At 75.2% G+C, this 22,614-nt stretch carries 23 protein-coding genes; 12 read left to right on the top strand and 11 right to left on the bottom strand.

Annotation, left to right across the window (positions count from 1 at the left end; all coding sequences use genetic code 11):
• The first annotated feature begins 35 nt into the window (after positions 1-35).
• The 3 genes from KC207_RS09970 to KC207_RS09960 all read left to right on the top strand — a co-directional run bounded on the left by KC207_RS09970 (position 36) and on the right by KC207_RS09960 (position 3,067).
• Positions 36-962, top strand: coding sequence for an alpha/beta hydrolase (locus KC207_RS09970; protein ID WP_211602873.1), 927 nt, complete (start codon positions 36-38; stop codon positions 960-962).
• Between the two features lie 63 nt (positions 963-1,025).
• The gene (locus tag KC207_RS09965) at positions 1,026-2,321 is read left to right on the top strand and encodes a Mur ligase family protein (protein ID WP_211602872.1); all 1,296 of its coding nucleotides are present in this window, start codon (positions 1,026-1,028) and stop codon (positions 2,319-2,321) included.
• Positions 2,318-3,067 carry a type 1 glutamine amidotransferase gene (locus tag KC207_RS09960; RefSeq protein WP_211602871.1) on the top strand — a complete coding sequence of 250 codons (750 nt, stop codon included), beginning with the start codon at positions 2,318-2,320 and terminating at the stop codon, positions 3,065-3,067. Before KC207_RS09965 ends, KC207_RS09960 begins: the two co-directional genes overlap by 4 nt.
• On the opposite strand, the gene KC207_RS09955 is transcribed toward KC207_RS09960, so the two are convergent.
• Complete coding sequence (locus KC207_RS09955) at positions 2,955-4,127, bottom strand: lysylphosphatidylglycerol synthase transmembrane domain-containing protein (RefSeq protein ID WP_249138678.1); 1,173 nt, start codon at positions 4,125-4,127, stop codon at positions 2,955-2,957. The two genes, KC207_RS09960 and KC207_RS09955, sit on opposite strands and share 113 nt — an antisense overlap.
• An 85-nt stretch (positions 4,128-4,212) precedes the next feature.
• Between KC207_RS09955 and KC207_RS09950 the strand changes: the two genes are divergently transcribed.
• Both KC207_RS09950 and KC207_RS09945 read left to right on the top strand, forming a co-directional pair.
• Positions 4,213-5,349 (top strand): glycosyltransferase family 4 protein, encoded by a 1,137-nt coding sequence (locus KC207_RS09950; RefSeq protein ID WP_211602870.1) that lies wholly within the window; start codon positions 4,213-4,215, stop codon positions 5,347-5,349.
• Complete coding sequence (locus KC207_RS09945; protein WP_211602869.1) at positions 5,346-6,032, top strand: NUDIX domain-containing protein; 687 nt, start codon at positions 5,346-5,348, stop codon at positions 6,030-6,032. Before KC207_RS09950 ends, KC207_RS09945 begins: the two co-directional genes overlap by 4 nt.
• 18 nt (positions 6,033-6,050) lie before the next feature.
• On the opposite strand, the gene KC207_RS09940 is transcribed toward KC207_RS09945, so the two are convergent.
• A complete protein-coding gene (locus tag KC207_RS09940; protein WP_211602868.1) occupies positions 6,051-6,416 on the bottom strand; it encodes a hypothetical protein in 366 nt (121 codons plus the stop codon).
• A 1-nt stretch (position 6,417) separates the two neighbouring features.
• Positions 6,418-7,842: a PspC domain-containing protein gene (locus tag KC207_RS09935; RefSeq protein WP_211602867.1), complete on the bottom strand. Its 1,425-nt coding sequence runs from the start codon at positions 7,840-7,842 to the stop codon at positions 6,418-6,420.
• A gap of 126 nt (positions 7,843-7,968) precedes the next feature.
• On the opposite strand from KC207_RS09935, the gene KC207_RS09930 reads away from it, so the two are divergent.
• Together KC207_RS09930 and KC207_RS09925 are read left to right on the top strand one after the other, a co-directional pair.
• Complete coding sequence (locus KC207_RS09930; RefSeq protein WP_249138677.1) at positions 7,969-9,207, top strand: ATP-binding protein; 1,239 nt, start codon at positions 7,969-7,971, stop codon at positions 9,205-9,207.
• Positions 9,207-9,920 carry a LuxR C-terminal-related transcriptional regulator gene (locus KC207_RS09925; protein ID WP_211602866.1) on the top strand — a complete coding sequence of 238 codons (714 nt, stop codon included), beginning with the start codon at positions 9,207-9,209 and terminating at the stop codon, positions 9,918-9,920. Before KC207_RS09930 ends, KC207_RS09925 begins: the two co-directional genes overlap by 1 nt.
• A gap of 183 nt (positions 9,921-10,103) precedes the next feature.
• On the opposite strand, the gene KC207_RS09920 is transcribed toward KC207_RS09925, so the two are convergent.
• A complete protein-coding gene (locus tag KC207_RS09920; RefSeq protein WP_211602933.1) occupies positions 10,104-11,423 on the bottom strand; it encodes a short-chain fatty acid transporter in 1,320 nt (439 codons plus the stop codon).
• A 212-nt stretch (positions 11,424-11,635) separates the two neighbouring features.
• Between KC207_RS09920 and KC207_RS09915 the strand changes: the two genes are divergently transcribed.
• Positions 11,636-11,983: a hypothetical protein gene (locus KC207_RS09915; protein ID WP_211602865.1), complete on the top strand. Its 348-nt coding sequence runs from the start codon at positions 11,636-11,638 to the stop codon at positions 11,981-11,983.
• Positions 11,984-12,020: 37 nt separating this feature from the next.
• Here the strand turns inward: KC207_RS09915 and KC207_RS09910 are convergent, their stop codons facing one another.
• From KC207_RS09910 to KC207_RS09900, 3 genes are read right to left on the bottom strand one after another with little or no spacing between them, the layout of a single operon-like run.
• Positions 12,021-13,004: a quinone oxidoreductase family protein gene (locus tag KC207_RS09910; RefSeq protein ID WP_211602864.1), complete on the bottom strand. Its 984-nt coding sequence runs from the start codon at positions 13,002-13,004 to the stop codon at positions 12,021-12,023.
• 4 nt (positions 13,005-13,008) lie between these two features.
• On the bottom strand, positions 13,009-13,608 hold the full coding sequence (locus KC207_RS09905) for a GNAT family N-acetyltransferase (protein WP_211602863.1): 600 nt from the start codon (positions 13,606-13,608) through the stop codon (positions 13,009-13,011).
• A gap of 49 nt (positions 13,609-13,657) precedes the next feature.
• Positions 13,658-14,497 (bottom strand): uracil-DNA glycosylase, encoded by an 840-nt coding sequence (locus KC207_RS09900; protein ID WP_211602862.1) that lies wholly within the window; start codon positions 14,495-14,497, stop codon positions 13,658-13,660.
• 28 nt (positions 14,498-14,525) lie between these two features.
• Here KC207_RS09900 and KC207_RS09895 point away from each other — a divergent pair, with 28 nt between their 5' ends.
• Positions 14,526-15,467 (top strand): NAD(P)/FAD-dependent oxidoreductase, encoded by a 942-nt coding sequence (locus KC207_RS09895; protein WP_211602861.1) that lies wholly within the window; start codon positions 14,526-14,528, stop codon positions 15,465-15,467.
• A gap of 17 nt (positions 15,468-15,484) precedes the next feature.
• On the opposite strand, the gene KC207_RS09890 is transcribed toward KC207_RS09895, so the two are convergent.
• The 3 genes from KC207_RS09890 to ligD all read right to left on the bottom strand — a co-directional run bounded on the left by KC207_RS09890 (position 15,485) and on the right by ligD (position 17,706).
• Positions 15,485-16,210 (bottom strand): methyltransferase domain-containing protein, encoded by a 726-nt coding sequence (locus KC207_RS09890; RefSeq protein WP_211602860.1) that lies wholly within the window; start codon positions 16,208-16,210, stop codon positions 15,485-15,487.
• A 62-nt stretch (positions 16,211-16,272) separates the two neighbouring features.
• Positions 16,273-16,725, bottom strand: a complete 453-nt coding sequence (gene arfB / locus KC207_RS09885) for an alternative ribosome rescue aminoacyl-tRNA hydrolase ArfB (RefSeq protein WP_249138676.1) — start codon at positions 16,723-16,725, stop codon at positions 16,273-16,275.
• 3 nt (positions 16,726-16,728) lie between these two features.
• The gene (ligD, locus tag KC207_RS09880; protein ID WP_211602859.1) at positions 16,729-17,706 is read right to left on the bottom strand and encodes a non-homologous end-joining DNA ligase; all 978 of its coding nucleotides are present in this window, start codon (positions 17,704-17,706) and stop codon (positions 16,729-16,731) included.
• Between the two features lie 285 nt (positions 17,707-17,991).
• On the opposite strand from ligD, the gene KC207_RS09875 reads away from it, so the two are divergent.
• From KC207_RS09875 to pcrA, 3 genes are all read left to right on the top strand, one after another.
• Positions 17,992-18,306 carry a hypothetical protein gene (locus KC207_RS09875; RefSeq protein ID WP_211602858.1) on the top strand — a complete coding sequence of 105 codons (315 nt, stop codon included), beginning with the start codon at positions 17,992-17,994 and terminating at the stop codon, positions 18,304-18,306.
• A 141-nt stretch (positions 18,307-18,447) separates the two neighbouring features.
• Positions 18,448-19,143 carry a hypothetical protein gene (locus KC207_RS09870; RefSeq protein ID WP_211602857.1) on the top strand — a complete coding sequence of 232 codons (696 nt, stop codon included), beginning with the start codon at positions 18,448-18,450 and terminating at the stop codon, positions 19,141-19,143.
• 64 nt (positions 19,144-19,207) lie between these two features.
• A complete protein-coding gene (pcrA, locus tag KC207_RS09865; RefSeq protein ID WP_211602856.1) occupies positions 19,208-21,646 on the top strand; it encodes a DNA helicase PcrA in 2,439 nt (812 codons plus the stop codon).
• Between the two features lie 117 nt (positions 21,647-21,763).
• On the opposite strand, the gene KC207_RS09860 is transcribed toward pcrA, so the two are convergent.
• On the bottom strand, positions 21,764-22,543 hold the full coding sequence (locus tag KC207_RS09860) for a M23 family metallopeptidase (protein ID WP_211602855.1): 780 nt from the start codon (positions 22,541-22,543) through the stop codon (positions 21,764-21,766).
• Positions 22,544-22,614: the final 71 nt, after the last annotated feature.

The raw sequence follows: 22,614 nt of genomic DNA, 5'->3' as shown, positions 1-22,614 counted from the left end.
CGGCCCACCCACCGCGCACGCGAGGACCGCACCCCATGCAGAGCACGACCGCCACGGTGACCGCGACCGACGGCACCCCCCTGTTCACCCACCGCTGGCTGCCCGACGGCGACCCCACCGCGGTCGTGCAGGTCTCGCACGGGATGGCCGAGCACTCGGCCCGCTACGCCCGGCTCGCCGAGGCCCTCACGGGGGACGGGTACGTCGTCTACGCCCACGACCACCGGGGGCACGGCCGGACCGCCGGGGACGGCGACCACGGGTACTTCGCCGACCGCGACGGCTGGGACACCGTCGTCGGGGACCTGCGCACCGTCACCGACCAGGCCCGCTCCGAGCACCCCGACCTCCCGGTCTTCCTCCTCGGGCACTCGATGGGCTCCTTCCTCGCCCGGGCCTACGTCATCGAGGACTCGAGGGCGCTCGCCGGGCTCGTCCTGTCGGGCACCGGCGGCGACCCCGGTCTCCTCGGCCGGGTCGGTGCGGGGGTGGCCGCGGCCGAGGCGCGGGTCCGCGGCCGGCGACACCGCAGCGGACTGATGAACCAGCTGACCTTCGGCCAGTACAACGCCGCCTTCACGCCCACCCGCACGGAGTTCGACTGGCTCTCCCGGGACGCCGCCGAGGTCGACGCCTACGTCGCCGACCCCCGCTGCGGCGAGGTCTTCACCTCCGGCTTCTACGCCGACCTGCTCGGCGGGCTGGGCCCGATCAACGACCCGAGGCGGGTGGCCGCGGTGCGCCGGGACCTGCCCATCCTGCTGATGTCCGGCGACCAGGACCCCGTCGGCGACGCGGGGAAGGGACCGAAGGCCGTCGCGCAGCAGTACCGCGAGTCCGGGGTCGTCGACGTGACGTGCCACCTCTACCCGGGCGCGCGGCACGAGATCTTCAACGAGACCAACCGCGACGAGGTCACCGCCGACCTGCTCCGCTGGCTCGACGCCCACCGCCCGGACTGAGCGGGCCGTGCCGACCTGCCGACCCCCGTCCGGCGCCCCGGTGACCCTGGCTAGGGTTGGCCCGTGCTGAGAACGGCCGCCGCCGTCGTGGCGGGCAAGACCGCCAGGGCCCTCGCGCGCCGCCGCGGCGGGGGCTCGGCCTTCCCCGGGCTCGTCGCGGAGCGCCTCCAGCCGCGCATCCTCTCCGGCGCCCTCGCCGACGTGCCCGGCGTCGTCGTCGTGAGCGGCACCAACGGCAAGACGACGACGACGAAGATGCTCGTCGCCGTCCTCCGGGCCCACGGCCGCCGGGTCTTCTCCAACCCGACGGGGTCGAACTTCACCCGGGGCGTGCTGTCCGAGATGCTCCCGGACCTGCCGCTGCGCGGACGGCTGGAGGCGGACCTCGCCGTCGTCGAGCTCGACGAGGCCCACGCGATGCGGTTCATCGCGGAGGTCCCGCCCACCCACTCGCTCCTGCTCAACGTCGCCCGCGACCAGCTGGACCGGTTCGCCGAGATCGACCACACCGCGGACCTGCTCGCCCGGCTCGGGGCGGCGTCCACCGAGGGGGTCGTCGCCAACGTCGACGACCCGTACGTCTCCCGCGCCGCCGGAGAGCTCGCCACCGACGTCCGCTGGTTCGGGCTGCACCCGTCCATCGCGGACCGCCTGCCGGAGATCACGGAGCACGACGCCCGCTTCGACGACGTCCTCGCCGCCCGCGAGCCCGGCCCCGGCGACGCGCGCCTGCGCCCGGTCGACGAGCGCTCCTTCCACGTCGTCTTCCCCGACCTCGAGGTCGGCCCGGTCACCCTCCAGCAGCGCGGCCTCGCGGCGATGATCAACGCGACGGCCGCGACGACGACGGCGCGGATGCTGCTCGGGGACGCCTTCGACGCCGCGACCACAGCCGAGGCCCTCGCGAAGGTCCGCCCGCCGTTCGGCCGCGGCGAGGTCATCGACGTGGGCGGCCGCCCGCTCGAGCTCGTCCTCGTGAAGAACCCCGCCGGCTTCGGGGTCGCCCTCGGCACGTACGGCTCGACCCCGGCCGCCACCATGGTCGCGATCAACGACAACGACGCCGACGGCCGGGACGTCTCCTGGCTCTACGACGTCGACTTCTCCTCGCTGCGCGAGCGGGGCGTGGCCGTCACGAGCGGTGTGCGCGCCTACGACATGGCGCTGCGGCTGCACTACGACGACGTGACGACCGACGCCGTCGAGCCCGACCTCGACGCCGCGCTCGACGCCTTCGTCGCCGCCCACCCGGACGAGCCGAAGCGGATCTTCTGCACGTACACCGCGATGATGGCGCTGCGGCGCACGCTCGCGGCGCGGCACGGCCTCGCGCACTTCGGAGAGGACGCCCCGGCATGAGCACCCTCGTCCCGGACGGCCCGAGCAAGGGCACGATCACCCTCGTCCACCTCTACCCGCGCGAGATGAGCATCTACGGCGACCTCGGCAACACCCGGGCGCTGGCGAGCCGCGTCCGTCGGCACGGGTACACCGCCGAGGTGCACGACCACCACCCGGGCGCCGACTTCCGCGACGACGCCCATCTCCTCCTCGGCGGCGGCGGCCAGGACTCCGGGCAGGCCCGGGTCGAGGCCGACCTCGACGTCATCGGCCCGGCGCTGCGCTCGATGGCCCGCGACGGCGTGCCGATGCTCATGATCTGCGGGATGTACCAGCTCTTCGGTCGCAGCTTCCACACCGTCGGGGGGCAGGTGCTGCCGGGCCTGGGGATCCTCGACGTCACGACGCGGGGCAACGACAAGCGGATGATCGGCCCGGTCTGCCTCGACACCGAGTTCGGCCGGGTCGTCGGGTACGAGAACCACTCCGGCTCGACGGTCCTCGGCGACGGCCAGGAGCCGTTCGGGCGGGTCCTGTCCGGGCAGGGCAACAACGGCGAGGACCGCACCGAGGGGGCACGCAGCCACCACGTCATCGGGTCCTACCTGCACGGCCCCCTGCTGCCGGCGAACCCGATGGTGTCCGACGCCCTCATCGCCGTGGCGGCGGAGCGGGCGACGGGGCGTCCGTTCGAGCCGGCCGACCTGGACGACCCGCTCGCCGACGAGGCCCGCGGCCGTCAGGTCCGCCGGCTCGTCGGCTGACGACGACCTCGTCCGACCCCGCCTCGGGCGGCGGTGTCTTCGTGCTCAGCGACCACAGGAGCCACCCGACGGCGCCGAGCGGGATCTCCATGAGGTAGGTGACGAGCGAGAAGAGGATGACCCCGGCGGAGGCCCCCGCGGGGTCGGCGCCCCACCCGACGAGCGCGACGACGGTGGCGGTCTCCGTGACGCCGATGCCGCCCGGGGTGACGCCGACCGCGGTGAGGAGGCGCCCGATGGCGTACGCGGCGAACAGCTCGTCGAGCGGCAGGTCCACCCCCGTCTGCTCCATGACGAGGACGAAGAGGACGTAGTAGAGGCCGAAGAAGACGAGCATCCCGAGGCTCATCGACCACCAGGCGTCCCGGACGACGACGACGACCCGGGCGCGCAGGTCGCGGACCAGCTCCTCGAGGCTCATCGACGCCGTCGCCGGGCGACGCCGCAGCAGCGGGCGCAGCGCCCGGTCCAGGCCGCGTCCGATGGCCTGGGCGACCCGCTCGCTCACCATCATCCCGACGAAGGCCGCGACGAGGGCCGAGCCGGTCGCGGCTCCGGCGGTCGCCAGGTCGGTGAGGGTGCGAGGCAGGTCCTCGGCACCGGCGAGCAGGACGAGGATGGCGACGACGGGCAGGAGGATGCGGGTCAGGACGTTCCACACCCCGCTGACCAGCGCCGACGTCGAGACGGCCCGGCGGGTGAAGCCCCAGGACCGGCAGATCGTGTACGTCGCCGCGAGGCCGAGCGCGCCGCCCGCCGGGAGGAGCTTGGAGACCGAGGAGCCGCAGAGGTTGAGCACGAGCGCCCGCCCGTGGGTCAGGCCGGGCAGCGAGCCGGTGAGGACGAAGGTGTAGCCGTAGAGCCCGGCGACCATGAGCACCTGGAGCCCGAGGGCGTGGTGCGGCGGCACCTCGCGCAGCACGGCCCAGATGTCCCCCCACGACGTCTGCGCGAAGGCCGGCAGCATCCAGCCGATGAGCGCCGCGGCGAGCGCGATCCCGGCGACGAACTGGGCGACCTGGCGGCCGCGGACCTCGACGGTCGTCCCCGGGAGCCTCACGGCCGCCACCGGAGGGTAGTGCCGGAGGCCGGGGCGGGGGACCGGTCGCGCCGGTGGGTGCTGGACATCGACACCAGTGTCCCGCATGGCAGGGTGGGCCCTCGTGAAGGTCGCCCTGCTCTCCGACTGCTACCCGCCGCGGCTCGGTGGGATCGAGCGTCAGGTGCACGACCTCGCCCACCGGCTCACCGCCGCGGGGCACGCCGTCGAGGTGTTCACGGCGACCTCCGGGCCGGACGGCGAGCGGCACGGCGCGACGACCGTCGAGGGCGACGTCGTCGTCCACCGGATGGCGCTCGGACTGCCCGGGGACGTCCCGGTCAACCCGCTCGCCCCGCGGGAGGTGCGGCGTCGCCTGGAGCGTGGCGGCTTCGACGTCGCCCACGCCCACCTCGGCGTCGTCAGCCCCTTCGCGACCGACCTCGTCGGCACCGCCCTGGACGCCGACCTGCCCGTGCTCGCCACCTTCCACTGCGCCCTCGGGCACAACCGGCACTGGATGGCGGCGGCCGGCCACGTCGGCCGCTGGGCGCGGCGCGGGGTCGCGCTCGACGCCGTGTCCCGGATGACCGCCGCCCAGGTCTCGGGTGTCGCCGGCGGGGCACGGGTCGAGGTGCTGCACAACGGCATCGACGCCGCGTGGTGGGCCCACGGCGAGCACACGCCGGACCCCGCCGGGCTGCACGTCGTCACGGCCATCCGGCTGGTGTCCCGCAAGCGGCCGCTCGTCCTGCTCCGCACGCTCGAACGGGCCCGAGCGCTGCTCGACCCCTCGGTAACGATGCGGGCGACCGTCCCCGGCGCGGGTCCGCAGCGGCGGGTCATGGAGGCCTACCTGCGGGCGCGGGGGATGGACTGGGTGTCGCTGCCGGGCCGGCTCGATCGCGAGACCCTGCGCGAGCTGCACCACACGGCCGACGTCTACCTCTCGGTCGCGCTGCTCGAGGCCTTCGGCATCGCCGCCCTCGAGGCGCGCTCGGCGGGGGTGCCGGTCGTCACCCGGACCGGCACGGGCGTCGAGGACATCGTCACGCACGGGGTGGACGGTCTGCTCGTCGACACCGACGAGGCGCTCGCGCTCGCCGTCGCGGGCCTCGGCGCGGACCGCGGACGGCTGGCCGCGCTCACCAGCGGTGCCCGGGCGCGGCCGCCGCGCCAGGAGTGGGACGCGGTCCTCGGGGCCCACCTCGCGGAGTACCGCCGGGCCCGGGAGGAGCGGTGATCACCGTCGTCGGGGAGCGGGACGGCGAGGACGTCGTCTCCTTCGTCCTCGGCCACGGGGAGGACGCGCACGACCGGCTGCGCGCCCTCGGGTGGGCCGGTCGCTCGCCCCGGGCCGACGGGCCGCTCGAGCGGATGGTCGTCCGGTTCGTCGTCGACCCGGTGACACCCGAGCCCCTCACGACGACCGCCCGCGGTCCCGGGCTGAGCGACGCGGAGCGCGCCGACGTCGTCCCGCGGCAGCGGGTCGCGGCGTACGCCGTCGTCGTGGCCGACGGGGCCGTCCTGCTCACCCAGCTCACCGGCGGAACCGGAGCCGACGGGCGCTGGAACCTGCCCGGCGGCGGCATCGACCCGGGCGAGACGGCGGAGGCCGCCGTCGTCCGCGAGGTCCAGGAGGAGGCGGGGCAGCACGTCGAGGACGTCCGGCTCGTCGACCTCATGACCCAGCACTGGCGGGGTCGCTCGCCGCGGGGGGTCGAGGACTACCACGCGGTGCGGCTGCTGCACACCGCCGTCTGCCCTCGCCCGAGCACTCCGGTCGTCCACGACGTCGGCGGCTCGACGGCGGACGCGCGGTGGGTCCCGCTCGACCGGCTCGGGGAACTGTGGGTCGTCGCCACCGTCCCGGTCGCGCTCGAGGCCGCGGGCGTGCCGTGGCGACACCCGCGGCCCCGCCCCTGAGCCGGGACGGCGGTCGGGTCAGGGCTCGGTGCGGTTCGAGCGGATGCCCAGCAGTCCCACGACGACGACGAGCAGTCCACCGGCGACGACGGCCCACGGGCCGAGCACCGACCAGTCGGGGGAGAGGTCGACGCTCTCTCCGACGAGGACGGCGAGCGCGAGGAGCAGGCCGAGGGTGCCGAGGAGGAGCGCGAACGGGGCCGGGCCCCGGCGGTGGAGCGGTCCGGGCGGCGTGCCGGACGCGCCGGCCGCGTCGCTCGCCCCCGTCGTGGTGCCCGTGCCGGCCGGCCCGGCGTCGCCGGGGTCGGTCCGCGGCCGGCTCGCCTCGTCCTCGGGGTCGAAGCCGAGGTCCTGGGTCAGGGGTCGGGTCTCGTCGCTGCTCATGTCAGCCCTCCTCGATGGTGATCTCGCCGAGACCGAGCTCGACGTCGACGACGACGACGGCGTCGTCGCCGGTCGTGATGGTCTCGGGTCCGCTCCCGAGGTCGCGGGTGTCGACCGTCGTCGGGCCGTCGGGGTCGAGCCGCTCGTGTCGGATCGTCCCGACGCCGCCGTCGGCGGTGACCTCGACGTCGAGCCCCTCCGGGACCTCGATCGTCAGCTCACCGGCTCCGACGCGGGCCGTGACGGTCACGGGGTCGTCGGTGGGGGTGGTACCGACGAAGCCGGAGAGGTCCAGCGTCGCCTCGCCGGCGCCGAGCCGGTAGGACGAGGTCTGCGACGTCGCGGACGGCACCCAGGTGCGGTCGCCGACGCTCCCGCCGGGGGTGGTGTGCGCGGCGGCCGTCGCGATGCCGGTCGCCCCGGCGAGCACGAGGACGAGGAACCCGCTGACCCCGGAGGCGCGCCCACGCAGCCCGAGCCCGAGGACGAGGAGCGAGACGCCGGCGAGGGCGACGGCGAAGCCGAGCTGCACCGCCGGGCCGTCCCAGCCGACCGGGCCCGCGAGGAGGCTCCCGGCGCCGGTGAGGAGGATGGCGAGCCCGAGGCCGACGAGCCCGACCGAGCCGCTGGGCCGCCGGCGGCGGGGCCGCGGCGGGGGCGGCGGGAGCACCGGGCGCGGCGGGACCGGTGGGGTGGGGCCCCCGTAGCGCGGCGCCCCGTGCGGCGGCGGGACGTCACCTCCCGGCTCGCCGTAGCGCGGCGGACGTCCGAGCGCCGGGGGCCCGGCCGGGGTGGCGACGGCGGCCGCGGGGGCCGTGCCGGCGCCCGGCGCGGTGGCAGGGGTGGCGGTCGTCGTGGACGGGGCCACACCGGGACCGGTGGGCCCCGTGACGTCCTGGTTCGTGGGGGGTGCGGTCATCGCGGCGTCTCCTGGAGGTGGCGGGGGTGGGACGGGGCCCGGCGGCGCGGTCGCCGCCGGTCGGCCGGCGCGGGAGGCCAGCAGCCAGACGACGACGCCCACGGGCAGCAGGAGCCAGACCGGCCCACCCCAGCCGTTGTCGCCGACGCCGAGCGAGACCAGGCCGCCGAGCACGAACAGCCCGGTGACGACGACGAGGACGACCGGCCACACGTCGCCGTGCCGCAGCCCGCGGTCGGCGAGGAGCGAGCCGTCGGCGTCCGGGAGCAGCAGCCAGAGGACGAGGTACACCGGGACGGCGACGCCGCCGGCGAGGGCGAGGGCGATGGCCGCGGCCCGGATGAGGAGCGGGTCGACGTCGAAGCGCGCGGCGATCCCGGCGCACACGCCGCCGAACCAGCGGCGCTCGCCGTCCCTTCGCACGCTCGAGGAGCGGAGCCGGTCGAAGGTGTCGTCGAGGGCGCCGCGCCGGCTCTGCGGCGGCGTCCCGGTGGAGGTGTCCGTCATGCCACCCACTGTGGCGGCCGGGGGTGGGCGCTGCCATGAGGGTCGACCCTGACGCCCCCCTGACCCGACCCCGGGACCTGCCGCCGAGGGCTGCTGCGGGCCGGACCGGTGCGTCAGGATGGACCCGTGCCCACCCCCTACGAGCCCGTGTCCGCCCGGACCGTCGCGCCGGCGCCCGGTCCGGCCCGTCCGCCGCTCGTGCGCGCCCGGGCCGCCGGCTGGACGCCCGGGGTCTGCGACGCGGTCGCCCGCCACCTCGGGGTGTCCCGGCGGCTCGTGAGGGTGGCCTTCGTCGTCCTCGCTCTGAGCGGCGGCGCCGGCATCGCGGCCTACCTCTTCCTGTGGGCGCTCACCGCGGAGGACGACGTCGAGCCGTGGTCGCCCGCCGGGGTCGCCCGCAGCGAGCGGCGCCGCTGGGGGCTGACCCTCGCCGGTGGTGGCGTCCTCGTCCTCGGCGGCCTCGCGCTCCTCGTCCCGGGTCTCGGGGCGTCGGTCCGCGGCTCGGTGCTCGTCCCCGTGCTCGTCATCAGCGTCGGCGCGGTCGTCGCGTGGTCGACCCTCGACGACGCCCAGCGCTCGCGGTGGCTCACCGGCGGCCCGGGCGGTCGCGGCTGGGTCCGGGTCACCCTCGGGACGCTCCTCACCCTCGCCGGGATCCTCGTCCTCGTGACCCGCGGCAGCACCCCGGGCGTCGTGATGGACGCCCTCTTCGCGGCGCTCGCCGTCCTCACCGGCGCCCTCATCCTCGCGGCGCCCTGGGCGGTCCGGCTGTGGACCGACTTCCGCCGCGAGCAGCTCGCCGCGGCCCGGGCCACCGAGCGGGCCGACATCGCCGCGCACCTGCACGACTCGGTCCTGCAGACCCTCGCCCTCATCCAGCGCCAGGCGGGCGACGGCCAGGCCGTCACCCGGCTCGCCCGGGCCCAGGAGCGCGAGCTGCGGTCGTGGCTGTACGCCGGGCCGCAGGGATCCCAGGAGTCGCTCGCGGCGGCGGTCACCGAGGTCGCCCACGAGGTCGAGGACCTCCAGGGCGTGCCGGTCGACCTCGTCGTCACCGGCGACCGCCCCTTCGAGCAGCACGGCGCCGCGCTGAGCCGGGCGATGCGCGAGGCGCTGCTCAACGCCGTCCGGCACGGCGCGCCGCCGGTCACCGCCTACGTCGAGATCGGACCGAGCGGCGTCGAGGCGTTCGTCCGGGACCGCGGCGAGGGGTTCGACCTCGAGGGGGTTCCCGAGGACCGGCTCGGGGTGCGCCAGTCGGTGCTCGGCAGGATGGAACGGCACGGCGGGTCCGCCCGGGTCCGCCGACGCGAGGACGGGACCGAGGTGGAGCTGCGCCTCCCGCCCGTCGAAGGAGAGCAGTGATGGCCACGACCGACACGACCGCGACGCCCGCCCCCGTGCGGGTCGTCCTCGTCGACGACCACCGGATGTTCCGCACCGGCGTGCGGGCCGAGCTCACCGAGGCGATGGCCGAGGGCGGGCCGGTGTGCGAGTTCGTCGGGGAGGCCGCGGACGTCGACGCGGCGATCGCCGTCATCCGGCGCGAGGAGCCGGACGTCGTCCTCCTCGACGTCCACCTGCCCGGCGGGTCGGGCAACGGCGGGGTCGACGTCATCCGGGGCTGCGCCGGCGTCGAGACCGTCGGCGGGGCGCCGGTGCGCTTCCTCGCCCTGTCGGTGTCGGACGCCGCCGAGGACGTCATCGCCGTCATCCGCGCCGGGGCGCGCGGCTACGTCACGAAGACGATCACCGCGCGCGACCTCGTCACCGCGATCCGCCGGGTCGCCGACGGGGACGCGGTCTTCTCCCCGCGGCTCGCCGGCTTCGTCCTCGACGCCTTCGGGGCGGCGGCCGGCGAGATCGCCGAGGTCGACGAGGAGCTGGACCGGTTGTCCGCCCGCGAGCGGGAGGTCATGCGGCTCATCGCCCGCGGCTACCAGTACAAGGAGGTGGCCAAGGAGCTGTTCATCTCGGTCAAGACCGTCGAGACGCACGTGTCCTCTGTGCTGCGCAAGCTGCAGCTGTCCTCCCGGCACGAGCTGACCGCCTGGGCCATGGGACGCCGGCTCGTCTGACACCCGCGAAACCCCACCCGCCCCAGCCGAACCCCACCCACCCCAGCCGAACCCCACCCACCCCACCGGTCCCGAGATTTCGGGGTGACCCCGAAATGTCCGGTGACACAAGGGAACGGATCCCTTGTCTCACCGGAGGATGTCTTGCCTCGATGGGGCGGGAGCGGGAGGGGGGCGTTCCGGTCAGCCGGAGACGACGAGCAGCGTGCCGGCGAACACGACCCCGGACGCGAGCAGCGTCACCGTCGTGTAGCCGAGGATGTCGCGCATCTTCAGCCCGGCGATCGCGAGCAGCGGCAGCGCCCAGAACGGCTGGATCATGTTGGTCCACTGGTCACCGTAGGCGACCGCCATGATGGCGACCGACGGGTCGACGCCGAGCGACTCGGCCGCCCCGAGGAGCACCGGCCCCTGCACCGCGAGCTGGCCGCCGCCGGAGGGCACGAAGAAGTTGACGACGCCGGCCGACAGGAACGCGAGCACCCCGAAGGTCGTCGGGCTGGCGACGCTCGTGATGGCGTCGGAGAGCACCTCGATGAGGCCGGACGCCGTCATGATGCCGAGGATCCCGGCGTACAGGGGGAACTGCAGGAGGATCTCGCCGACGTTCGCGGCGGCGTTCTTCACGAGCGCGATGAGCTCGAACGGGTGGAGCACGAGCAGGAGGATGAGCGCGAGGAAGGTCCAGTTGACGACGTCGAGGGTCAGCCCGCCCCCGTCGGAGAAGTGCAGCACGAGGTAGAGCACGAGGAAGAGGCCCAGCGCCAGCGTCGGCACCCGGCTGGCGTCGACCCGGTCGGCGGGGGTGACGACGGTGTCGTCGAGGTCGACGTCGCCCTCGCGGGCGTCCACGTCGAGCTCGACGACCCGGTCGTCCCCGCGCGGGGCGACGAGCCACAGGGCGAGGGCGACGACGGCGACGACGAGCACCGCGGCGACGACGTTCCACAGCGCGAAGGTCGTCTGCGACAGCGGGAGCGGCTCGCCGAGCGCCTCGACGACGAACGAGTCCGGGGTCGCGGCCGTGAGCGGGGCGCTGCCGGAGTAGCCCATGTGCCACACGACGAACCCGGAGAACCCGGCGGCGACGAGCATCGGGAAGTGCAGCCGCAGGCCCTTCTCCCGGCCCTGCGCGGCGACCTCCTTCGCGAGCAGGGCCCCGACGACGAGGCCGAGCCCCCACGTGACGAGGGCGGCGACCGCGGCGACGACGAAGACGAAGACGTAGGCCTGCGCCGCCGTCCGCGGCACCGACCCGAGCACCCGCAGGAGGCGGCGGACGGGGCGGGTGTGGGCCAGGGTGTGGCCGAGCAGCAGGATGAGCGCCATCTGCGTGATGAAGGCGAGCAGGCCGGACAGCCCGTCCCCCCAACCGACGACGACGTCGACGGGCCCGGCGTCGGTGAGCAGCAGCGCCATGACCGCGACGACGAAGGTCAGGGCGACGGCGAAGACGAGGGCGGACGGGATCCACCGCTCGACGACGGTGTTGACGGGACGCATCGCGCGGGTGAGCACGCTGCCTCGGGGGCTGTCGGACACGAGGGGCTCCTGCCGTCGGGAGGGGGCGTCACCGGCGGGGGCCGGGCAGGGGCAGGCTAGCGGGACGAGCGTCGGATCGGCCCCTCGCGCACCGGCGCCGGGGCGCCGGGTGGGGCCGCGCGACACCGGCCCCGGCGCCGTCGACCCTGCCCGTGGCCTCTACCCTCGGGGGCATGGAGTTCGTCCAGCACCTGCTCGTCCTCGCCCACCTCCTCGGGATGGCGGCCATCGTCGGCAGCGCCGTCTTCGTCGCCCGGGGGACGGCGACCCCGGCGCTGCTGTGGGGTGCCCGGGCGCAGGTCGTCACCGGGCTGCTGCTCGTCGGTCTCGCCGAGATGGGGGACGACCCGGTGAACCACGCCAAGATCGGCGTCAAGCTCGTCCTCGCCCTGGCCGTCGCAGGCTGTGCCGAGGTCGCCGCGGCCAAGGCCCGCAAGGGTCAGGGCGAGCGCCCGCAGCTCGTCCAGGCGGCCGGCTGGCTGGCGGTCGTGGCCGCGGCCGTCGCCGTCCTCTGGGCCTGACGGGCTCGCCCGACGCCGCCGCGTCCGCCAGGGCGGCTCATGGCAGGAGCAGCAGCTTCCCCTGCGTCGCCCGGCCCTCGAGGGCGTCGTAGGCCCGGGCCGCGTCGGCGAGGTCGTAGCGACCGCCGACCGTCACCTCGAGCGTGCCGCGCGCCACCGCCTCGAGCAGCTCGCGGGCCCGCCACTCCAGCTCGTCGCGGGTGGCGATGTGGTCCAGCAGCTTGGGACGGGTGACGAAGCAGGACCCGGCGGCGTTGAGCCGCTGGAGGTCGAAGGGCGGCACCTGACCGCTGGCACCGCCGAAGAGGGCGAGCGTGCCGCGGGGTCGCAGCGAGGCGAGGGAGGCGTCGAAGGTGTCCTTGCCGACCCCGTCGTAGGCGACGTCGACGCCTCCACCCGCCACCTCGCGGACGGCGGCCGCGAGGTCCTCCACCGCGCGGTAGTCCACGACGTGGTCCGCTCCGAGGCGTGACGCCGTCGCGCACTTCTCCGGCCCGCCGGCCGTCGCGACCACCCGACCGCCGAGGGCCTTGACCATCTGGACGAGGAGCTGGCCGACCCCACCGGCGGCCGCGTGGACGAGCGCCGTCGTGCCCTCCTCCACGGCGTACGTGCTCGTCACGAGGTAGTGGGCCGTGAGGCCCTGGAGCATGACCGCGGCCGCGTCGTCGAGGTCGACCCCGTCGGGCACCCGCACGACGACGGCCGCGGGCACGGCCACGTAGCGGGCACCGCTGCCGGCGGCCTGGCCCCAGGCCACCCGGTCCCCGACCCCGAGGCCGCGGACGGCCGAGCCGACCTCGACGACCGTCCCCGCGCCCTCGTTGCACGCGACGAACGGCGGCTCGACGGGGTAGACACCCTCGCGCTGGTAGACGTCGATGAAGTTGACCCCGACCGCGGCGACCTCGACGAGGACCTCGTCGGGGCCCGGGGCCGGGGCTGGCCGGTCCTCGACGACGAGGACGTCGGAGCCCCCGGTGCGGGGGACGACGAGGGCGGGGCCGCGGCGGTCGTTCATCCCCTCACCGTAGAGCGGCGGGAGCGTCCGTGGGGTCGCCGGCGGGCACCCAGTAGCGCTCCTTGCCGGTCCGGACGTCCTCGAGCACGCCACCGCTCGCGACGATCGTCCGTCGTGAGCCCTCGTTGTCCTCGTCGCAGGTGACGAGGACCGGGTCGATGCCGAGGCCGGCGCACAGCGGGAGGGCCGCACGCAGCGCCGCCGTCGCCACCCCGCGCCGCCGCGCGGAGGGGCGCACCGAGTAGCCGACGTGTCCGCCCTGGTCGAGGAGGAAGGGGGTGAGCCGGTGCCGAACCGCGAGCGACCCGAGGTAGGTCGCCGGGTCGGCGTCGTCGACGACCCACCGGAAGGTGCACGGCACGTGGCCGGTCGGGCGGGGGTGGTCCTCGTCGGCCTGACCGCGCCGGTGGGCGGCGAAGCGGGCGAAGCCCTCCGGGGTCTCGAGCTCGTCGCGGGTGAAGGCGACACCGGCGAAGCCCTCGTCGGCCTCCTCGACCCACAGGCCGTCGCCGTCCCGGTGTCCCTCGCCGGCGGCGACGAACTCGTCGTGGGCGGCGAGGTAGGACTCGCGGAGGCGGGCGTCGGGGACGGCGAGGACGATCATGGACCGACCGTAGGCAGCGGCCCGCGACCGCGCGACCGGATTCCCGGGGTCACGCGGGGCGGCGCAGCCCGAGGAGGACCTCGTCGAGCATCTCCGGGGTGAGCCGCTTCGTGTACGTGTTGTGCGGGCTCACGTGATAGCTGCCGACGAGCCGGACCGGGCGCCCGTCGGCGGTGCGCAGGACGACCTCGGCCGCGTGCCCGAACCGCGGCTTCGGGCGTGGCACCTCCCAACCGAGACCCCGGGCGGCGGACAGGGCGGCGTCCCAGCCGATCGACCCGAGGGCGAGGACGGCCCGCAGCCGGGGTGCGGCGAGCTCGAGGTCGCGGCGCAGCCACGGCTCGCACGCCGCCCGCTCGGCGCCCGTGGGCTTGTTGGCGGGCGGGGCGCAGCGGACGGCGGCCACGATCCGCATGCCCGTGAGCGCCTGTCCGTCGCCGGCACCGACCGACGTCGCGAGCGCCGCGAAGCCCGCGCGGTGCAGGGCCGCCCACAGGAAGTCACCGGAGGAGTCGCCGGTGAACATCCGCCCCGTCCGGTTCGTGCCGTTCGCGGCGGGGGCGAGCCCGACGAGCAGCACCTCGGCGTCCGGGTCGCCGAAGGACGGGCCGGGCCGCCCCCAGTACGGCTCGTCCGCGAACGCCGCGCGGCGACCCGTGACCGCCACCTCCTCCCTCCAGCGCAGGAGGCGGGGGCAGGCGCGGCACACCGAGAGGCGGGCCTGCAGCTCGGGGACGTCGGGGGCCGAGGTCGCGAGGCGTCGGACCTGGGCCGGGGTGCGGGCCACCGGGGTGTCCGCGGTAGCCGGGTCGCCCGGCCAGCCGCCGCCCGGTGGGGCGGGGGAGGGGAGGGGGAGCCCGGTCACCGGGTGCGGGTCGGTCGGCTCCATGGACGCCACGCTAGGGGACGATGGCGTCGTGGCACGGGTGACGGTCGTCGGTGGCGGGGTCGTGGGGCTGACGAGCGCGCTCGCGCTCGCCGGGCGGGGACACCGGGTCCGCTGCGTGCGCGACGTCCCCGCGGCCGGGACCGTGTCGGCCGTCGCCGGTGGGCTGTGGTTCCCGTACCACGTCGAGCCGCGCGAGCGGGTCGTCGGATGGGGGCTGGTGTCCCTGGCCCGGTTCGAGGCGCTCGCCGACGACCCGTCCGCGGGGGTCGCGCTCCGGGAGGGTCTGCTGGTCGAGCGGGCGGGACCGGACCGGTGGTGGTCCGAGGGGGTCGACGGGGTGCGCGACGCGCGCCCCGACGAGCTGCCCGGGGGCGCCGCGTCCGGGGCCGTCGTCCGTCTGCCCCTCGTGTCGATGCCCGTGCACCTGGACTGGCTGTCGCAGCGCTGCGAGGCGGCGGGCGTCGAGACCGTCACCTCTCGCGTCGCCGACCTCGACGAGCTGGAGGACGAGGTCGTCGTCGTCGCGACGGGGCGCCGGGCCACCGAGCTCGTCCCCGGCCTGGAGGGGACCCCGTCCCGGGGGCAGGTCGCGGTGCTCGCCAACCCCGGGCTCGACCGCTGGCTCGTCGACGACGCGGGACCCTCCGGCGGTGAGCTCACGTACGTGCTGCCGCACCCCGGCCGCGTCGTCTGCGGCGGGACCGACGTGCCGGGGGAGGACCTCGAGCCCGACCCCGACGTCCACGCGGCCATCGTCGAGCGGTGCCGTGCGGCGGTCCCCGCGCTCCGGGACGCCGAGGTCCTCGGCGCACGGGTGGGGATCCGTCCGGTCGCGCCGGCCGTCGACCTGCGCGCGCGGGCCCTGCACGGGCGGACCGTCGTGACGAACGTCGGCCACGGCGGGGCGGGCATCACCCTGTCGTGGGGGTGCGCCGAGGAGGTCGCCGACCTCGTCGACGCCGCCGGCTGACGCCTCGGTTATCCGCCTCAGCCCCGCGCGTACACCGACACGTGGAGGTCACGACCGGTGTAGGGCTGCCCGTGCCAGCCACCGAACCGCTCGAGCAGCCGCAGCCCCGCCAGGCGCGCCATGAGGTCGAGCTCGGAGGGCCAGGCGAGACGACAGGCGATCGGGGCGCAGCGGACGCCTGCGGTCCCGATCGTCACGTGGTTCTCGTCGAGCACCTGGGTCACCGGGTCGTACCGGCACACGTCGAGGACCACCCCGTCGGCGGCGACCCGCTCGGGGCGGGCGTAGGCCTCGCTCGGCAGCCACGCCGACGGGACCGCGGCCTCGACGACGAAGACCCCGTCGTCCTCGAGGTGGTGTGCCGCGTTGGCGAAGCAGGCGACCTGCTGCTCCTGGGTCAGCAGGTTGAAGATCGTGTTGTAGACGAGGGCGACGACGCCGTACCGCCGACCGGTCGACACCGTCGCCATGTCCCCAGGCCACACCTCGAGCTCCGCACCCCCGGGCTTGGCACGCAGCCGGTCGACCATCGACGTCGAGAGCTCGATGCCGTCGACGGCGAGGCCGGTGGCGGCGAGGGGCAGCGCGATCCTCCCGGTGCCGACCGCGAGCTCGAGGACCCGCCGGCCGGCCGCGCGCTCGGCGAGGAAGGCGACCGCGGCGGTCTCGTCACCGCGCGGCTCGTCGTCGTACCGGGCGGCGGCCTCCGGGCCGAACGCGCTCTCGGGGGTGAAGTCCTGCATCGCCGTCCTCTCGTCGGTCGGGCCCCAGCATCGTGCGCCCGGGAGGACCATTCCACCCCCTTTCACTCCGGAGGGCGTCGCCGGTCGACGCGACCGCGGCCGGACTTCGTCTCGCCGCGGGCCCGCTTGGCCCGCAACCGGCGCTCGACCGACCCGCGCGTGGGCCGGGTGGCCCGCCGGGCGGGCGGCGGTGGGGCGAGGGCGTCGCGGAGGAGGCCGGCGAGGCGATCCCGGGCCGCGACCCGGTTGCGGCGCTGCTGCCGGTGCTCGGACGCCGCGACGACGAGCCGGCCGTCGACGAGCCGGTCACCGAGCGCCGTCGTCACCCGACGCCGTTGGGCGTCACTGAGCCCCGGCAGGAGCGCGACGTCGACCTCGAGCTCGACCCGGCTGTCGGCGGTGTTGACGCCCTGCCCCCCGGGCCCGGACGAGCGGGAGAATCGCTCGACGAGGTCGGCCGCCGGCACCGTGAGGCCGTGCGGCACGCCCGGTCCGGGCGGGACGACGAGGTCCACGGGTCAGCCGTCGTCGGGCTCGGCGGGTGGCTCGGCGCCGGCGGCCTCGTCGCGCTCGGCCCACTCGAGCAGCGGCGAGATGTCGAAGACGGCGTCGTCGATGCCGGCGTGCAGGTCGCCGAGGGCCGCGAACCGGTCCGGCATCGTCGCGATCGTGAAGTCGTCGGGTTCGGCGTCGTCGACCTCGTCCCAGCGCAGCGGGGCCGAGACGGTCCCGACGTCGTTGCCGCGGACCGAGTAGGCGGCCGCGATCGTGTGGTCCCGGGCGTTCTGGTTGTAGTCGACGAAGACGGCGGCCGGGTCCCGGTCCTTGCGCCACCACGTCGTCGTCACGTCCTCGGGCAGCCGCCGCTCGACCTCGCGCGCGAACGCCAGCGCCGCGCGACGGACGTCGGTGAACCCGTGCTCCGGCGCGATGCGGACGTAGACGTGGAGGCCGTGGCCACCGCTCGTCTTCGGCCACCCGACGGCGCCGAGCTCGTCGAGGACCTCGTGGGCGACGTGGGCGGCGCGCCGCACACGGGAGAAGGGCGCCTCGGGCATCGGGTCCAGGTCGATCCGCCACTCGTCGGGCTTCTCGGTGTCGGCCCGGCGGCTGTTCCACGGGTGGAACTCGACGGTGCTCATCTGGCAGGCCCAGGCGACGTCGGCGAGCCGGGTGACGCACAGCTCGTCGGCGTGCAGCCCGTACCGGGGGAAGTGCAGCCGGACGGTCTCGACCCACGGCGGCGCACCCCGGGGCAGGCGCTTCTGGTGCACCTTGTCGCCCGCGACGCCGTCCGGGAAGCGGTGGAGCATGCACGGACGCTCGCGCAGCGACCTCACGATGCCGTCACCGACGGACAGGTAGTAGCGGACGAGGTCGAGCTTCGTCTCGCCGCGGGCCGGGAAGTACACCCGGTCGGGGCTCGAGACGCGCACGTCGAAGCCGTCGACGTCGAGGACGACGGGCTCCCCGAACTCACCCTTGCGCGAGGCCATGCCCCCGAGCGTAGGGCCGCCCTCCGACGAGCCGCGCCCCGTGCACCGGGCCCGACCTCCGACAACCCTGGACAAACCCTGGACGGCGTGACGCCTGGGGCTCTAGTGTTCTCGCACCCCTGCACGCGGCCGGTCGGAGCACTGCTCCGGCCGGCCGCACCCTCGTCCGGGTGGCGGGTCGACATCTGTCGAACCTTCGACAAAGTATCGACAGGTGGCGCGCTGCACCCCTAGGTTCGAAGCACCGATCGGAGACCAGTCACCGCCGACGAAGGAGCCCATCGCATGTCCGCCACCACCCGTACCGCCGCTGCCGCCCTCGCCGCCGCGGGCCTCGCCGTCACCGGCGCCGCCACCGCGTCCGCCGCCGCCCCCGACACCGAGTGCATGCGCGCCGGCATCTCGACCCTCAAGGACGCCGGACTGCTGAGCGCCGTCGCCAAGGACGGCCTGCCGGTCGCCGACGCGGTCGCCCTCGGCGTCACCCCACGGGAGGGGACGGACGTCTCGGCCCTGCCGGCGGTCCTGCCGTTCTCCACCGTCCTCGCCGACCACCGGGCCGGCGAAGACAGCCTGTTCGTCTACCCCTGGTGCGGCTGACCCGCACCCACGACGACCGACGGCCGGCCGGAGCACCCGCTCCGGCCGGCCGTCGGCGTCCGCCGTCCCGGTGACAGGAGGGGCTCCGGCGTGGGACGGTGAGCGCGCCGGCTGCTGCGCACGGCGGCCGAGGGAGGGGGAATGGTGCTCGACGAAAGATCGGTCCGTGCCGCGGACGAGGCACGGTACGTCGGCCTGCTGGCCCAGCAGCTGCGGCACGGCGGCCTGCGTGAGCGGGAGGTCGAGCGGGTCGTCGCCGACCTCGTCGACGACGCGCGTCGCGACGGTGGCGACCTCGCGGCCCTCCTGGGGACGCCGGCCGAGCAGGCCGACCGGTGGGTGACGCCACCGTCGTGGAGCCGGCGCCTGGCCCGGGCGACGCTGAGCGGTCTCGGCTCGGCCGGCATCATCGTCACGGTGTGGGCGGGCCTGGCGTCAGACGTCGGCTGGGGCGATCCGCGGCCCGTCCTCCTGATCGACCTGCTCCTCGTCGTCGTCTTCTTCCTGGGTCCGTTCCTCACCTGGACGATCGACGTGCCCCTCGCACGACGCGCCGCCACCCGGATGTCGGCCGCCCGGCCCTCGCCCGGCGTCGTCCACGTCGTGGGGGTCAGTTGCGTCGTGGCGGCCTTCGTGCTGCTCGTCGTTCTGGGCTCCGACCGTCAGGTCGTCCTCGACGGCGTCCCGCGGTGGGTGCTCGTCGCTGGAGGTGCCCTCCTCGCGCCGCTCGCGGTCGTCGTCGGAGAGCCCGCCCGGGCGAGCGTGCCCCTCCGGCCGGCCGTGAACGTGCGCCGGTGGCGGCGGATCTCGTCGGCACTGCTCGGCACGCGCCCCTGACGCCTCGCACCGCGCCACGGCGACCGAGGTCGCGTCGGCGCCGGGACGTAGGGTGGAGATCGAGATGAGCACCCTCTTCGACGGCCTGGACTTCGGCGACCACAGCAGCGGGCGGGGCACCGACCCCGCGACCCACGACAGCGCGCACGCCGCGCTCGTGGGGTCGACGGGCGTCCCGACGTGGGCCGAGGCCGCCGCCGCGGGCGACCCGGACGCCGCACCCCCGGGACGTCGCGGGGCGGACCCGGAGCAGCTGCTCGCCGGGCTCAACCCGCAGCAGCGGGAGGCCGTCCTCCACGAGGGGCCACCGCTGCTCATCGTCGCCGGCGCCGGGTCGGGCAAGACCCGGGTCCTCACGCACCGGATCGCCCACCTCCTCGCCGAGCGCGGGGTCCAGCCGGGGCAGGTCCTCGCCATCACGTTCACGAACAAGGCCGCCGCCGAGATGCGCGAGCGGGTCTCCGACCTCGTCGGCCCACGCGCCAAGGCGATGTGGGTCATGACGTTCCACAGCGCGTGCGTCCGGATCCTGCGGCGCGAGGCCGACAAGGTCGGGATGCGCTCGCAGTTCTCCATCTACGACGCCGCCGACAGCCAGCGCCTCATGTCGATGGTCCTGCGCGACATGGACCTCGACCCCAAGCGGTACAACCCGCGGGCCTTCGGCCACCAGGTGAGCAACCTCAAGAACGAGCTCGTGGACGAGGAGACCTTCGCCTCGCGCGTCTCGCAGGAGGGCACCCACCAGGAGCAGGTGCTCGCCGAGGCGTACACGGAGTACCAGCGCCGGTTGCGGCAGGCCAACGCGATGGACTTCGACGACCTCATCATGACGACGGTCCACATGTTCCAGGCCTTCCCCGACGTCGCCGAGCACTACCGCCGCCGGTTCCGGCACGTGATGGTCGACGAGTACCAGGACACCAACCACGCCCAGTACCAGCTCGTCCGCGAGCTCGTCGGCTCCGAGGAGACACGGAGCGAGCACGGCGTCGAGCCGAGCGAGCTCGTCGTCGTCGGTGACGCCGACCAGTCGATCTACGCCTTCCGCGGTGCGACGATCCGCAACATCGAGGAGTTCGAGGAGGACTACCCGCAGGCGCGGACCATCCTCCTCGAGCAGAACTACCGCTCGACCCAGACCATCCTCCGTGCGGCGAACAGCGTCATCGCCCGCAACGAGACCCGCCGCAAGAAGAACCTGTGGACCGACAGCGGCGACGGCGCGACGATCGTCGGGTACGTCGCCGACAACGAGCACGACGAGGCGTCCTTCGTCGCCCGGACCATCGACCGGCTCACCGACGAGCACGCGACCCGGCCCGGCGACGTCGCCGTCTTCTACCGGACGAACGCCCAGTCCCGTGCCCTCGAGGAGGTCTTCGTCCGGGTCGGCCTGCCGTACAAGGTGGTCGGCGGCACCCGCTTCTACGAGCGCCGCGAGGTCAAGGACGCGCTCGCCTACCTCCGGGTCCTGTCCAACCCCACGGACACCGTCAACCTCCGACGGGTGCTCAACGTCCCGAAGCGGGGGATCGGCGACCGGGCCGAGGCGTGCGTCGCGGCGCTCGCCGAGCGCGAGCGGATCCCGTTCGTCGCGGCGCTCGGGCGGGCCGAGGACGCCCCGGGCATCGCGACCCGCTCGGTGTCGGCGATCCAGGGCTTCACCCGCATCCTCGAGGACCTCGGCCGGGTCCGCGACGACGAGGACGCCGGGGTCTCCGACCTGCTCGAGGCCGTCCTCGACCGCACCGGGTACCTCGAGGAGCTGCGCGAGAGCCGCGACCCGCAGGACGAGACCCGCGTCGAGAACCTCGCCGAGCTCGTCGCCGTCGCTCGTGAGTTCGACGACGCCCGTCGGGAGACCGGCGAGGTGCTGAGCCTCGAGGACTTCCTCGAGCAGGTCTCCCTCGTGGCCGACGCCGACGAGATCCCGGAGAACGACGAGGCGCAGGAGCAGGGGGTCGTCACGCTGATGACCCTGCACACCGCCAAGGGCCTGGAGTTCCCCGTCGTCTTTCTCACCGGCATGGAGGACGGGACGTTCCCGCACCTGCGCAGCCTCGGCGACGCCAAGGAGCTCGAGGAGGAGCGGCGGCTCGCCTACGTCGGCATCACCCGCGCCCGTGAACGGCTGCACCTGTCCCGGGCGGCGGTCCGCTCGGCGTGGGGCGCGCCGCAGTACAACCCGCCGTCACGGTTCCTCGACGAGATCCCCGCCGAGCTCCTCACCTGGGAGCGGGAGCTGTCGGGCGCCGCCGCCGTCGGCCGTCAGCGCCCGGCCGTCGCGACCCTCGCCGCGCGTCCCGGCGTGCGCTCGCCGGGAAACCGGCCGATCGTGCAGCTCTCGCCGGGGGACCGGGTCACCCACGACACCTACGGCCTGGGCAGCGTCGTGCGCACGATGGGAGAGGGCGAGAGGACCCAGGCCGAGGTCGACTTCGGTGGCGAGCTCGGGGTCAAGCGGTTCGTCCTGCGCTTCGCCCCGCTCGAGAAGATCTGAGGGCCGGGACGACGACGCCCGCCCCGAGCGGGGGCGGGCGGGTGTCGCCGCAGCGGGTCACCGGGCGCTCGGTGGCGGTGGCGCGGGAGGCCGCGACCGTCACGCGGACCGGGTCGGTCAGTAGAGACCCTTCGCGGACAGCCACGGCACGGGGTCGAGCGGGCTGTCGTGCGACGTCGTCTGCTGGAACTCCAGGTGCAGGTGCGACCCGAAGGAGTGCCCGGTGTTGCCGACGGCGCCGACCTGCTGGCCGGAGACGAGGCTCTGGCCGGCGACGACGTCGATCCGGCTCATGTGGCCGTACCAGGAGATCGAGCCGTCCCAGTACTGGATCTCGACCTTGTACCCGAAGCTCGGCTTGTACCCCGCGGAGAGCACGGTGCCCTTGGACATCGAGTACAGCGGGGTGCCCGTCGGGGCCGCGAGGTCGAGGCCGTCGTGGTTCTTGCCCCAGCGCCAGCCGAAACCGGAGCTGATGTTCCAGGTGTCGATCGGGCGGACCCACTTCTTGGCCTGACGCTCGGCCTCGGCGCGGGCCTTGGCCTCGGCGGCGGCCTTGCGCTTGGCGGCACGGGCGGCACGGGCGCGCTCCTCGGCGCGGCCCTGGATCGCGGACGAGGCCATCTGCGCGTCCTGGCGACGCGTCGCGATGTCGGTGGCGCTCTCCTCGCCGGCGGCCTCCTGGGACCGGGCGACCTGGGACTGCTGCCCGGTGAGGTCGAAGGAGGGGGCCTGCGCGGACTCCGCGACGGTCGCGCCCGTCGCGGTCACGACGAGGGCGGCGGCAGCCGTCGAGGGGAGGACGAAGCCGGCGCTCAGGGCGCGCGGGGGACGGACACGACGCTGCGGGCGGTGACGGCCTGCGTAGTGACGCCCCTGGTACGAGCGGGAACTCACAGGGGGGACCTCATGGCTGCGGACGGTGGTGCGGGGGCCTGGCGGGCACGGTCACCGTACCGTGACCTTCC

Source organism: Phycicoccus avicenniae, from assembly GCF_018139485.1.
In the GTDB taxonomy this organism is placed as follows: Bacteria; Actinomycetota; Actinomycetes; order Actinomycetales; family Dermatophilaceae; genus Phycicoccus; species Phycicoccus avicenniae.
This window is presented reverse-complemented; position numbering and strand designations above follow the sequence as displayed.

Excerpts from the sequence above, each read along its gene's own strand:
- KC207_RS09920 (WP_211602933.1), bottom strand. The coding sequence starts at position 11,423 with ATGCGTCCCGTCAACACCGTCGTCGAGCGGTGGATCCCGTCCGCCCTC.
- KC207_RS09890 (WP_211602860.1), bottom strand. The coding sequence starts at position 16,210 with ATGCAGGACTTCACCCCCGAGAGCGCGTTCGGCCCGGAGGCCGCCGCC.
- ligD (WP_211602859.1), bottom strand. The coding sequence starts at position 17,706 with ATGGCCTCGCGCAAGGGTGAGTTCGGGGAGCCCGTCGTCCTCGACGTC.
- KC207_RS09905 (WP_211602863.1), bottom strand. The coding sequence starts at position 13,608 with ATGATCGTCCTCGCCGTCCCCGACGCCCGCCTCCGCGAGTCCTACCTC.
- KC207_RS09875 (WP_211602858.1), top strand. The coding sequence starts at position 17,992 with ATGTCCGCCACCACCCGTACCGCCGCTGCCGCCCTCGCCGCCGCGGGC.
- KC207_RS09870 (WP_211602857.1), top strand. The coding sequence starts at position 18,448 with ATGGTGCTCGACGAAAGATCGGTCCGTGCCGCGGACGAGGCACGGTAC.
- KC207_RS09900 (WP_211602862.1), bottom strand. The coding sequence starts at position 14,497 with ATGGAGCCGACCGACCCGCACCCGGTGACCGGGCTCCCCCTCCCCTCC.
- KC207_RS09970 (WP_211602873.1), top strand. The coding sequence starts at position 36 with ATGCAGAGCACGACCGCCACGGTGACCGCGACCGACGGCACCCCCCTG.
- KC207_RS09915 (WP_211602865.1), top strand. The coding sequence starts at position 11,636 with ATGGAGTTCGTCCAGCACCTGCTCGTCCTCGCCCACCTCCTCGGGATG.
- KC207_RS09935 (WP_211602867.1), bottom strand. The coding sequence starts at position 7,842 with ATGACGGACACCTCCACCGGGACGCCGCCGCAGAGCCGGCGCGGCGCC.
- KC207_RS09925 (WP_211602866.1), top strand. The coding sequence starts at position 9,207 with ATGGCCACGACCGACACGACCGCGACGCCCGCCCCCGTGCGGGTCGTC.
- KC207_RS09950 (WP_211602870.1), top strand. The coding sequence starts at position 4,213 with ATGGCAGGGTGGGCCCTCGTGAAGGTCGCCCTGCTCTCCGACTGCTAC.
- pcrA (WP_211602856.1), top strand. The coding sequence starts at position 19,208 with ATGAGCACCCTCTTCGACGGCCTGGACTTCGGCGACCACAGCAGCGGG.
- KC207_RS09960 (WP_211602871.1), top strand. The coding sequence starts at position 2,318 with ATGAGCACCCTCGTCCCGGACGGCCCGAGCAAGGGCACGATCACCCTC.
- KC207_RS09910 (WP_211602864.1), bottom strand. The coding sequence starts at position 13,004 with ATGAACGACCGCCGCGGCCCCGCCCTCGTCGTCCCCCGCACCGGGGGC.
- KC207_RS09940 (WP_211602868.1), bottom strand. The coding sequence starts at position 6,416 with ATGAGCAGCGACGAGACCCGACCCCTGACCCAGGACCTCGGCTTCGAC.